This is a genomic window from Peribacillus sp. NPDC097197 (assembly GCF_050278025.1).
Lineage (GTDB): Bacteria > Bacillota > Bacilli > Bacillales > DSM-1321 > Peribacillus.
The window spans coordinates 156,536-168,252 of sequence record NZ_JBNNST010000004.1 but is presented as its reverse complement, the minus strand read 5'-3'; the positions used below and the strand labels follow the sequence as shown (position 1 = coordinate 168,252).

The 11,717-nt window shown below is 40.6% G+C and carries 15 protein-coding genes; 14 read left to right on the top strand and 1 reads right to left on the bottom strand.

The window, feature by feature from the left end:
* Positions 1 to 52 precede the first annotated feature (52 nt).
* The 14 genes from ACQKL6_RS07495 to minD all read left to right on the top strand — a co-directional run bounded on the left by ACQKL6_RS07495 (position 53) and on the right by minD (position 11,144).
* The gene (locus ACQKL6_RS07495; RefSeq protein WP_402986455.1) at positions 53 to 517 is read left to right on the top strand and encodes a prepilin-type N-terminal cleavage/methylation domain-containing protein; all 465 of its coding nucleotides are present in this window, start codon (positions 53 to 55) and stop codon (positions 515 to 517) included.
* A gap of 2 nt (positions 518 to 519) precedes the next feature.
* Entirely contained in the window at positions 520 to 1,269 is a 750-nt protein-coding gene (locus ACQKL6_RS07490; protein WP_402986452.1) for a prepilin peptidase, read from the top strand.
* Between the two features lie 24 nt (positions 1,270 to 1,293).
* On the top strand, positions 1,294 to 2,292 hold the full coding sequence (pilM, locus tag ACQKL6_RS07485) for a type IV pilus biogenesis protein PilM (RefSeq protein WP_402986450.1): 999 nt from the start codon (positions 1,294 to 1,296) through the stop codon (positions 2,290 to 2,292).
* 2 nt (positions 2,293 to 2,294) lie between these two features.
* The gene (locus ACQKL6_RS07480) at positions 2,295 to 2,930 is read left to right on the top strand and encodes a PilN domain-containing protein (protein WP_402986448.1); all 636 of its coding nucleotides are present in this window, start codon (positions 2,295 to 2,297) and stop codon (positions 2,928 to 2,930) included.
* Positions 2,927 to 3,769 (top strand): hypothetical protein, encoded by an 843-nt coding sequence (locus tag ACQKL6_RS07475; protein ID WP_427650912.1) that lies wholly within the window; start codon positions 2,927 to 2,929, stop codon positions 3,767 to 3,769. The genes ACQKL6_RS07480 and ACQKL6_RS07475 overlap by 4 nt, the downstream gene beginning before the upstream one ends.
* Before the next feature lie 25 nt (positions 3,770 to 3,794).
* The gene (locus ACQKL6_RS07470; protein ID WP_402875802.1) at positions 3,795 to 4,229 is read left to right on the top strand and encodes a type II secretion system protein; all 435 of its coding nucleotides are present in this window, start codon (positions 3,795 to 3,797) and stop codon (positions 4,227 to 4,229) included.
* A gap of 108 nt (positions 4,230 to 4,337) precedes the next feature.
* Positions 4,338 to 5,321, top strand: a complete 984-nt coding sequence (locus ACQKL6_RS07465) for a hypothetical protein (RefSeq protein WP_402986441.1) — start codon at positions 4,338 to 4,340, stop codon at positions 5,319 to 5,321.
* Between the two features lie 204 nt (positions 5,322 to 5,525).
* Positions 5,526 to 6,095, top strand: coding sequence for a Maf family protein (locus tag ACQKL6_RS07460; RefSeq protein ID WP_407407944.1), 570 nt, complete (start codon positions 5,526 to 5,528; stop codon positions 6,093 to 6,095).
* A gap of 58 nt (positions 6,096 to 6,153) precedes the next feature.
* Positions 6,154 to 6,828 (top strand): RadC family protein, encoded by a 675-nt coding sequence (gene radC / locus ACQKL6_RS07455; RefSeq protein WP_402875860.1) that lies wholly within the window; start codon positions 6,154 to 6,156, stop codon positions 6,826 to 6,828.
* Positions 6,829 to 6,976: 148 nt separating this feature from the next.
* Positions 6,977 to 7,996 carry a rod shape-determining protein gene (locus tag ACQKL6_RS07450; protein WP_402875797.1) on the top strand — a complete coding sequence of 340 codons (1,020 nt, stop codon included), beginning with the start codon at positions 6,977 to 6,979 and terminating at the stop codon, positions 7,994 to 7,996.
* A gap of 154 nt (positions 7,997 to 8,150) precedes the next feature.
* A complete protein-coding gene (mreC, locus tag ACQKL6_RS07445) occupies positions 8,151 to 9,023 on the top strand; it encodes a rod shape-determining protein MreC (protein WP_402958193.1) in 873 nt (290 codons plus the stop codon).
* Positions 9,020 to 9,538, top strand: a complete 519-nt coding sequence (gene mreD, locus ACQKL6_RS07440) for a rod shape-determining protein MreD (RefSeq protein ID WP_402958195.1) — start codon at positions 9,020 to 9,022, stop codon at positions 9,536 to 9,538. The genes mreC and mreD overlap by 4 nt, the downstream gene beginning before the upstream one ends.
* Positions 9,539 to 9,654: 116 nt before the next feature.
* Entirely contained in the window at positions 9,655 to 10,338 is a 684-nt protein-coding gene (gene minC / locus ACQKL6_RS07435; protein WP_402875791.1) for a septum site-determining protein MinC, read from the top strand.
* A 2-nt stretch (positions 10,339 to 10,340) separates the two neighbouring features.
* Entirely contained in the window at positions 10,341 to 11,144 is an 804-nt protein-coding gene (minD, locus tag ACQKL6_RS07430; protein WP_402875789.1) for a septum site-determining protein MinD, read from the top strand.
* Positions 11,145 to 11,270: 126 nt separating this feature from the next.
* Here the strand turns inward: minD and ACQKL6_RS07425 are convergent, their stop codons facing one another.
* Entirely contained in the window at positions 11,271 to 11,714 is a 444-nt protein-coding gene (locus tag ACQKL6_RS07425; RefSeq protein WP_402875787.1) for a S1 domain-containing RNA-binding protein, read from the bottom strand.
* Positions 11,715 to 11,717 lie beyond the last annotated feature (3 nt).

The window sequence follows — 11,717 nt, the reverse complement described above, 5'->3', positions numbered from 1 at the left end:
AGAAAAGTAGCAGTAAAGTAACGAAATGGAAATTAAGAAGAGGAGGATTTATATGAATTTTATTAAAAAACATCTTAAAAACGAACGTGGTCTTACCTTGATCGAGCTATTGGCCGTTGTCGTTATCTTGGGAATCATCGCAGCCATCGCCATCCCAAGCATCGGGGGATTGATCAATAACTCGAAGAAAGATGCACATATTGCCAATGCACAGCAGATGGTTAGTGGTGCGCGGACAGCTGTTGCGGGGAATGATATAGAGTTTAGTGGTACGACAACAATAACAGGAGAAATTACACTAGAAGATTTAAAAGCTAAAGGGTATATAGAAGATGTAGATAATCCTAGTGGAGATAAATATGATGATGACGAAACAAAAGTAACTATTACAAAAGATTCTGATACGGGAAATCTTACCTATGTAGTTACTTTGATAAAAGACAGCCATAATTACGTTAAATCAGATGAAAGAACCAAAACCCCAAGTGAATTAAAAAGAGAAGATATTAACTTATAAAAATGACTACCTATCTCTTACTCTTCATCCTAGGTCTAATCCTAGGTTCATTCTATAACGTAGTCGGTTTAAGTGTACCGGCAAACAAATCATTTACGAATCGGCGTTCGGCTTGTCCTTCTTGTGGACGAACCTTGTCACCGTTCGAGTTAATACCGGTCGTTTCTTATGTAATACAAGGCGGGAAATGCCGTGGCTGTGAAGCCCGGATTTCCCCGCTTTATCCGGTTGTTGAATTACTGACAGGCATTTTGTTCGCTGTCGCTCCTTTATTCCTAGGATGGACAAGTGAATTATGGATGGCCTGGGCATTGATTTCTTTATTGATGATTATCTTCGTTTCCGATATGGCTTATATGCTTATACCAGATAAGATCCTGCTTTTTTTTGCAGTGGTTTTTTTATTTTTGCGAGTATTTTATCCACTATCTCCATGGTGGGATTCCATTCTAGGCGCGGTCGTTGGCTTTGGCCTGCTGCTTTTGATTGCCGTTGCAAGTAAAGGTGGCATGGGTGGCGGCGATATCAAGCTTTTTGGCGTACTGGGTTTTGCACTAGGGTTGAAACTGGTGCTGTTATCATTTTTATTTGCCACCTTCTATGGTGCGTTTCTTGGTATCATCGGGATTCTGACAGGTATGATTAAGAAGAAAACGGCCATTCCGTTTGGACCGTATATTGTTTTCGGCACATTAACTGCCTATTTTTGGGGCGATTCTATTTTACAGTGGTATTTGCACTTTTTAAGATGACTTTAAAGTAAGGGGTATCTATCTATGGCTTTCTCTTTTTTTAGCGGAAAAAACCGAATAGTGAATTTGATCTTCAAAGATTATGTAATCCGGTATGTAGAGCTAAAGCAAGTGGATCCACCTATCGTGCATGCTTATGGTGAACGTTATCTGCCTCCTGGCATCATTAAAGAAGGGAGAATCCTCGATTATGAAACGTTGCAGATGATTGTAGAGCAATGTGTTGAAGAGTGGGGTCTTTTGAAAAGACAAGTGCGCTTTTTAGTGCCGGACCCGTTTGTCGTGATTCGAAAAATGATGATTCCAGAAGAAATAAAAGAAGATGAAATCGAAGGATTTTTATATTTGGAGCTGGGCACAAGCATTCATTTACCGTTTGAGGATCCGATTTTCGATACGGTATCCCTCCAGGATAATTCGGAAGGTAAGGAAATTCTCTTGTTTGCAGCTTCGGAAGAGTTGGTCTCGCAATATAGTGATTTGCTGGAAAGCACGAAACTGGAGCCTTTGGCTGCTGATATCGCTTCACTGGCAATCTATCGATTATGGGATGTATCTAGAGACCTGGATTCCAGCGAACAGCTCATGTTGTTAGAATTAGATGTGGTTTCAGTGACGGCCACCATTTTTGTTGAAGATAAACCGGTATTTATGCGTCATATTTTGCTTCCGGATGAGGTTTCCGAATGGGAAGTCAATCACTCATCAAGCAGCGGAGTGGAAACACTCGTTTATCAAGGTGACAGAGCTAGCTATTTTCAAACGATTGAGGATACGTATGTAGAGATTGATCGATTGCTGACTTTTTATAAATACAATTTGAACAGTGGTCGGGACTCTGTTTCTACAATTTTAGTGACTGGAGATCATCCATATTTAGAAGAAATTTGCGAAAAACTATCAGATCATTTGGACCTTCCTATCACTATTTTAAATGAGAGCATGGAAATGGTAATGAATGATGCTCTTTTATTGCGTCGTTATCACTCTGCCGTTGGATTGGCCATCAAAGGGGTGAAATAATCATGCTAGTTGACATTAATTTACTCCCCAAGAAAGAAAAAAGAAATCCACGTTTCTTCATTTATTTCATTTTCTTACTCATACTGGCTTTAGCGGCGGGTACGTTGTTTTATTGGCAATATTCTTTGCAATCAGACCGAATTAGAAGCATGGATAAGCAGATATTACAAGTGAGGGAAGCGACAGCAACCGTCGAACAAAACATGATTAATACACAGAAGTCTGGAAATTCCGTTACCGAATTACATAGTGTCATTGACTGGGCCGATACTTTTCCAATCGATACGGTGTTTGTGTTAAACCAGTTAACATTCCTGCTTCCAGAACGAGGTTTCTTCGATGCTTTTTCCTATAATGAAGATGGATCCATCCAATTAACCGTCCAGTTTGATACCTCAAGGCAAGCTGCTTATTATTTGAGCGAATTGACTAAGTCTAAACTGATAGGTACCGCTGAATTGGTATCAGTGAACACTGAGGAAATGGATAGAGATATAGAAAACACTTTAGAAGAGCCAGATGACTTTCTTCCGCGTTATCTGGCTGTGTATACTATTAATCTCGACAAATCTGCCGTAAAAGAAGCTATAAAAGACGATGAGGAACAAGCCGGGGAAAAGGGTGGTGCTTCTGAATGATGAGGTTTTTCAATAAAAAGGAACTATTCTTATTAGCTGGCACCCTTTTTGTCTTTGCCTTGGTCTTTATTCTACTATACTTTTATCTATTAAATCCGGTAAAAAAAGAACTGGCCTCTAAGACATCCGAATTAAAAAATGAAGAACAGATTTTAGAGATGGTCCAAATGAAAGTTGGTACAGGGACGGGTGTTGATTTTGAATCGACGACAGAATTGCAAAAAAGACTGCCTGTGCAACCCTTAACTGATCAGTTTGTATTGAACCTGGAAAAAGCAGAAGTCATGTCCAATAGCTTTATTGTCGATATGGCATTTGCCGATGGAGAAACTCCGGTTGAGCCTGAACCAACTGAGGCACCAGGAGCGAAAGAACCTGCAGCGACAGATGAGGCATCCGAAAGTACAGATACTAATGACCAAGATCCTGAAGTTGAAGGGGAAGCAACGGATTCAAAAGAAACAACGACCGAAGCTCAGGATCAAATTGTAACTGAGGCACCAGGAACACTGCCGAATATTTTGAAAAAGCTATCAGCGACGATGAATGTAAAATCGTCTTCTTATGATGAAATGTTGGAATTTATTCATTCCATTCAAGCAACAAATCGAATTTTTACGATAGACAGCTTAACCTTCGAGGGAGCTAAGGAAGTCAGGTCCCGTGACCAAATTCAAGAACCTTTAGAGTATGGACTGACTGTGTCTGCCTATTACTACCCCTCATTAACGGATTTGCAAGACCAGACCCCGATTGTCGCAACACCAAAACCTAGTGAAAAGAAAAATCCATTCAGCACAAATGAAAGAGATGATGCTGATATGGATACTGGAAATTAGGAAGATGGTGCGAAAATATAGGAATGTGGATAATGAGAAGGGCATGACATTGATGGAAGTCTTGGCGGTGATTGTCATCTTAGGGATACTGGCTGCAGTGGCCGTCCCGATTTTTTTCAATGTGATACAGAATTCGCGGACGAATGCGTTCGTTTCAAATGGTTATGCTTTTAGGGATGCTTCGAATTTTTATTTAAAGGATAAAGTCATGCGTGGAGATCGTGTGACAGAAATCAGCTATCAGGAGCTTGTCGAAGCTGGATTTCTCGATAAGGTGGTAGACCCTGATACGAAAGAGTACTGGGACCCTTCAATTAATGAATCCTATGTGACTGCCTTGGATAATAAGGTCGTAGGAATATGTCTATACGGTGAGAAACGTAAACTTTGCGGTGATGAAGGAGATGGGAAAGCTATCCCTTTTGAAGATGTATCACCTGAATTAGTGACAGATAAATGAAAAGAGAAAAATGACGAAACCTATTAATGACAAGACGACAAAAGTCTTGTTATTTTTTTTTGCCCCTATGTTAGGATGAAAAAAATGAAGCAGAGAGGAGGAAGAAAAGTGGACAAGTCCGAAAAACGTAAAGGGGTAAAGATTAAAATAAATGGAGAAGAAAAAATATTTGTGGGTGAAAATAAGCGGGAGTCTACAGAGGAAATTCCAGAGGCTGCAAGTAAGGAACAACCGGATGATAGTTTCGAGTGGATTTTGCCGGATGATTCCGTAGAAAACAAGGTTGTATTGGTTCCTACACCACCTAAGAAGAAAATGCCGAAGCTTATCGGTTTTAATACACATACGGGCAAACGTCCTGGTAACAGGTCTTTAAAGACTTTTGTGATTGCTGTTTTTTGTGCGATTTTATTTGGATCGGTACTGGGCCTTATCGCCGTAAATACCATAACGAAGGAAAAGGCAACGGATTCTCCGGTCGAAACAGCTATCACGACGACGGCATCCCCAGTTGTAAAGAATGATAGCGGGGGTGAAAAAGGGCAGGGGATGGGACTGAAAACGTTCCTGGTTCAAGGTGGGATATTCAGTAGCGAGGATGCCGCGAAACAAATCCAGGAGAAAATCGTGGAAAAACAGGTTCCTGCTGAAATATTCAAAATGGAGGACAGCTATTATTTATTCCTAGGTTCAGCTGAAAGCTTGATTTCAAGTAAAGAGCTAGCTTTATTTTTAAAGACCTATGATGTGGAAGTATTTTGGAAGGAAATTGATTTAAAAGCGTCGGGAATAAGTGCAGAAGAAGAGAAAACGCTGGATGTCATGAAGGGGATTTATTCATCCCTATCAGAGATTTCATCAGGAGAGCTTCGTGGGAAGGAAACGAAATGGGATGCTGAAACGTTGAAAAAAGATATGGATAAGCTAAAGGATGAGAAACTTTCATCAGAGCTTTCACAAATGAACACCCATTTAGCGGCTGCAGCCAAGCTGATCAGTGAGTATGAGACGTCCGAAAAGGATGAACAGCTATTAGAGGCACAGGGAAAACTATTGAAGTTTCTAAAGGGTTTTCAAAGTATGGGGAGTTAAGAACAGGTATGTGAAGGGGAAGCTGTTTTCTAAAGAAAAAGTTCCCCTTTAGGAGGAAATTGTTTGAATTAGGGACCTTTTTTTATTTTCCAGGAAATAAGACTGAATCTTTGTCGATTCCTGGTAAACAATAATTGTGGAATTCTTCATAATTTGATAGGATGAAAAGGTATCTCTCCTAGTAAAGAAAGGTGAATTTTTATTATGCATTCATTAATTTTAGCTTCTTCATCACCACGCCGTAAAGAACTTCTACAATTCCTACAAATCCCCTTCGAAAGTATGAATTCCAATGTCGATGAAAGTATTGACGAAAACATGCAGGCAGAGGACGCAGTGCAAGAATTAGCTGTAAGGAAAGCGGAAGCCATTGCAACAAGATATCCGGACAGCTGGGTAATCGGTTCCGATACCGTCGTGGTACTTGACGGGCAAATCCTCGGAAAGCCGGCCAATCGTGCTGATGGAAAAAGAATGCTTGAAATGTTATCGGGTAGAACACACGAAGTTTATACAGGTGTGGCCATTCTATATGGTGAGCACAGCAGCATATTCGCAGAAAAAACAGAAGTGACTTTTTGGGAGCTATCAGAACCTGAAATCGAACGTTATCTGGACAGTGGTGAACCATTTGATAAAGCTGGGAGCTATGGGATCCAAGGGTTGGGTTCGCTTCTTGTCAAACAAATCAATGGGGACTATTTCTCGGTAGTCGGACTCCCAGTTTCAAGGCTAGCAAGAGAATTAAAGATGATGGAATCCGCGTGGACGTAAGATTTCGGACTGATTTCCTCCCTTTTATTAAGGAAGGGTGGATGCTTTGAGTGAAAAGATGTTAATCAGGGATTATCCGAAAGAAGAGAGGCCTCGTGAAAGGTTTTTGCAGGATGGTCCCCAGAGCCTTTCGAATCAAGAGTTACTTGCGCTTTTGTTAAGGACGGGATCTAAGGAGGAATCTGTGCTTCAGCTCTCCAATAGGCTTATCAAGGCTTTTGAGGGATTCCGGCTTTTGAAAGAAGCGTCCGTAGAGGAATTGACTGAAATCAAGGGAATCGGGGAAGCGAAAGCAATTCAAATTCTAGCATCGGTAGAGCTTGGCCGACGAATCCATAAATTAAATGATCAAGACCGCTATGTGATCCGTTCCCCGGAAGACGGGGCCAATTATTGCATGGAAGAAATGCGTTTTTTGTCGCAGGAACATTTTGTTTGTCTTTACTTAAATACGAAAAACCAAGTCCTTCATAAACGAACTGTCTTCATAGGCAGCCTCAACGCTTCGATTGTGCACCCACGCGAAGTATTTAAAGAAGCCTTCCGTAGGTCGGCAGCCTCTATCATTTGTCTTCATAACCACCCCTCCGGAGATCCTTCTCCTAGCAGAGAAGATATTGAAGTGACAAAAAGGTTAGTAGAATGTGGTAAAATAATGGGGATAGAAGTACTGGACCATATCATCATCGGGGAGCATAAATATGTGAGTTTAAAGGAAAAAGGTTATTTATGACACTATCCAAATTTTTGACGATACGATATAATGTTGTTTATGATTTTTAAAAGAGGGAACTTTTTTCAAAAACCTATTGTCAAAAAACGACAAATTATCATTTGAACTTATAAAAAGGCATTTTTGTTTACGAAAGGGAGATACCATAATGTTTGGAATTGGCGCAAGAGATATAGGAATTGATTTAGGAACGGCGAATACGCTGGTTTATGTTAAAGGAAAAGGCATTGCCGTCCGTGAACCGTCGGTTGTTGCCGTGCAGACAGATACGAAGCAGATCGTTGCTGTCGGTAAAGACGCAAAAAACATGATTGGCCGTACACCGGGAAATGTAGTGGCACTTCGCCCTATGAAAGATGGCGTAATCGCTGATTATGAAACAACGGCTACGATGATGAAATATTATATGAAAGAAGCTCAGAAAAAAGGCGTATTTGGCAACAAGCCATATGTCATGATTTGTGTGCCTTCAGGAATTACGGCTGTTGAACAACGTGCAGTGATTGACGCAGCTAGACAAGCTGGTGCTCGTGATGCTTATCCGATTGAAGAGCCATTTGCAGCTGCTATCGGAGCGGATCTTCCTGTTTGGGAACCTACAGGCAGCATGGTTGTTGATATTGGTGGAGGTACTACGGAAGTGGCCATCATTTCCCTTGGCGGTATCGTGACAAGCCAGTCAATCCGAATTGCTGGTGATGAGATGGATGATGCAATCATCGTTTACATACGTAAAAACTACAACTTGATGATTGGTGAGCGTACATCGGAAGCTATTAAAATGGAAATCGGTTCTGCAGGTGATACAGAAGGAATCGAAAACATGGAAATTCGTGGTCGTGATTTATTGACGGGTCTTCCAAAAACGATTGAAATTACGGCAGAGGAAATATCCAAAGCATTACGTGATACAGTGTCAGCCATTGTGGATTCTGTCAAAAACACGTTGGAAAAAACTCCACCGGAACTTGCAGCTGACATCATGGATAGAGGCATAGTACTAACAGGTGGCGGTGCTTTACTGCGTAATTTGGATAAAGTCATCAGTGAAGAAACGCAAATGCCGGTTATTATTGCCGAAAACCCTCTTGATTGTGTAGCGATTGGAACAGGGAAAGCTTTGGACCATATTCACTTATTCAAGACGAAATCTAGAGATTCTCGCTAAGCGGTACTTATAAAAAAGGCCGGCTCAACAAAAGATCGCAATTTTGAGCCGGCTTTTCTATTTTTTTACCTGTCTTAAATGTGTAGTTTTTTGACAGAGGATATTATTATACTTCATGCAAATAGAGTAAATTAAAATAGAGGTGCAGATCATCATGCCACAGTTTTTTAATAAAAAGCTCCTTCTCTTGCTCGTTAGTATTATCGTTCTCGTGGCATTGATCGGTTTTTCATTAAAAGAGAGAGAAGAGTTAACTTGGCCCGAAAAGTTCTTGAAGGATACAACCGGTTGGGTTGGTAATGTGTTTAATAAACCAGTATCGGGTATTACAGGTTTTGTAGGGGATTTAAAAGACCTTCAGCATACATACGATGAAAACAAGAAATTAAAAGCTCGTCTGGATGAATACGTCTTGTTGAAAACGCAGGTGCAGGATTTGAAAGAAGAAAATGAAGAGCTTCGTGATAATCTAAAAAAAGAAGATGACTTGCGAAAGTATGCACCTATTCAGTCAACGGTCATTGGTCGTAATCCGGACCGCTGGCATGAAATGCTAACAATTAACAAAGGCGAGCGTAACGGTGTGGAAAAAAATATGGCTGTCATCACTGCCAATGGCTTGATCGGTAAAGTTAAAGCCACGACTGAATTCACGGCTTCCGTTCAGCTTTTGAGTTCAATCGATAAAGCGAACCGCGTCTCAGCTATCGTCCAGGGTAATGATAAGGCATATGGTTTGATAGAAGGGTTCGATGATGAGAAGAATCTTCTATTAATGAAACGGATTCCTTATGATAAAAAGATCAAGAAGAACTCTAAGGTCATCACATCCGGTTATGGCGGGATCTTTCCTAAAGGTCTGCTAATCGGTAAGGTTGTTGACGTGAAGGTGGATCAATATGGGTTGAACCAAACCGCATATATTGAGCCGTCAACGGATTTCTATGATATCAATAATGTCATGGTCGTTAAACGTGAAGTTGAGGGAGCTGAAGAAGAAAGTGAAGGGGAGGATGAAGCTAAGTGAAACATTTCATCCTTTCTTTTGTAGCCTTACTCTTCTTCGTTTTTGAAAGTATCTTTGCGCAACTATTCGCGGGGGATGTCTTTGGAAGCAATAACATTCTCGTTCCCCGTTTCATGATCATTTTCGTCTTCTTCCTGACCATGTATGGTTCAAGGAAGCTGGGGATGTTGTATGGAGCCATTTTGGGGCTGACCTATGATGTCGTATATACGGAGATTTTGGGGATTTATATGTTCCTTTTACCTTTTCTAGCATATTTGATTTCCAAAAGTATGAAGATCCTTCAAAACAATATTCTCATTAACTGTTTAATGGCACTTGTCTTTACGGCAATTGTAGAGTGTGTATCTTATCAAATGAATCATATTCTTACTTTTGCGGATATGGGATTCGGGGAATTTGTGGACCGGAGATTCATTCCAACACTCATATTGAATCTCATTTTTATAATTATTAGTTGCTACCCTTTAAAGAGACTTATTGAAAAGTTTGATTTGCAGGGAGAAATGGAATAACGTTCACTGGACTGTTGGATGCGGTCTAAAATGTATTTTCTCTTTAACATGTGCGTAGAAAAAGGTAAATTGTTTTCCTATGTCGAATTATATTTCATTGAGGTGAAACAAACGTCATGAATAAAAGAATTCAGCAAAATGTTATGATTAAGGGGACAAAGGACGGGTTTATGCTTCATCTCGATGATTCTTGCTCATTTTCCGAATTATTGAAAGAGTTAGAAGTGAAGCTTTCGGCAAACTATCAGTTTCAAGAGAACGACCCGTCCATTTCCGTTAAAGTACATACCGGGAACCGCTATCTAGATGCAGAACAGAAGGAAAAAATCAAAGAAGTTATTCATAAAAAGAAAAAGCTTATCGTCGATGAGTTGATTTCGAATGTCATGTCAAAGGAAGATGCGAAACAGTGGAAAGACGAAAACCAAGTGACAACTTTGACCAGGGTGATAAGATCGGGACAGGTTTTTGAAGTGCCCGGCGATTTGTTGCTCATTGGCGATGTCAATCCAGATGGTACTGTCCGAGCTGGTGGGAGCATCTATATTATGGGACAGCTGAGAGGCATTGCCCACGCTGGTTATTTGGGGAATAAAAAGGCCATCATCGCTGCATCCATCATGAAACCTGCACAATTGAGAATTGCGGGGAAAGTGAATTTATCTCCTGACCAATATACGAAATTTGGACATGACTTGGAATGTGCATTCATGGACGACGAAGAAAATATCATCATTGATAAACTGCAAGTTTTAAAGAAATATAGACCTAATTTAAATAGATTAGAAGGGGGTCTCTAATCGTGGGAGAGGCAATAGTTATAACATCTGGTAAGGGTGGTGTCGGCAAAACGACCACCTCGGCCAATCTAGGAACGTCGTTAGCTCTTCTAGGCAAAAAGGTTTGCTTGATTGACACGGATATTGGTCTTCGGAACTTAGATGTGATTATGGGGTTGGAAAACCGTATCATCTATGACTTGGTCGATGTAGTCGAAGGGCGTTGTAAAATTCATCAAGCACTTATTAAAGATAAGCATTTCGAAGATTTGCTTTATTTGCTTCCGGCTCCACAAAATAGTGACAAATCAGCTGTGAATGAGGAACAGATGAAGAAACTGATCAGTGATATGAAACCGGACTATGATTACATCGTGATCGATTGTCCGGCAGGTATCGAGCAGGGCTTTAGGAATGCGATAGCGGGTGCGGACAGGGCCATCATCGTCACCACCGCTGAAAGACCGGCCGTCCGTGATGCAGACCGTATCATCGGCCTGCTTGAGAAAGAAGAGCATATCGATCCTCCTCAATTGATCATCAATAGAATCCGTGGACATCTTTTACATGAAGATGAAGAAATGGATATTGACGGAGTAACCAATTTCCTTAAAATTGATCTTATCGGTGTTATACCTGATGATGATCAGGTCATTGTGGCTGCGAATAAAAAGGAACCGATAGCTTACAATCCGGACAACAGGGTCTCGATTGCCTATCGGAACATTGCCCGCCGGATTCTCGGTGAATCTGTGCCGTTGACTCCAATTGGTGGAGAGCAAAAAGGTTTCATGTCTAAATTGAAAAAATTCTTTAGTGTGCGTTAATTTAGTAAGCGGGAGCATTCCATGCCCTCGCTTTTTTTATTTTTATCGAAAAATGGATATAAAAAAGGTAAGCCTCATAATAGGCTTACCTTATCTATTGTACTAAAGTATTAAAAATGCAACAGGTTATCCGCGTCTTCCGCCTCTACCGCCACGTTTTGATTCTGTACTACGTTTGAGCGTAGATAAATTCTCTTCGCTAGTCTTTAAAAAACGGACCATTTTATCTTCGAAGTTTTCCTTAGGTTGAAAATTGCCTTTAGAACGAAAATCTTTATTACGATTATCGCCTTGGCGTGGTGGGCGTTTAGTATAAGAAGAGGTTTGTCCTTCGGGTCTATCTATAGCTTTTTTGATGGACAAGGCAGTTTTTCCGTCTTTCTCGCTGATCACTTTTACCTCAATTTGGTCGCCTATTTTAAGATGGTCATTAACGTCTTTTACATAGCTGTCCGCTACCTCACTGATATGCACAAGACCTGTTGAGCCTCCTGGTAATTCTACGAATGCTCCAAAATTAGTGATACCTGTTACTTTACCTTGTACTTTGCTGCCTATTTCGATTGACATATT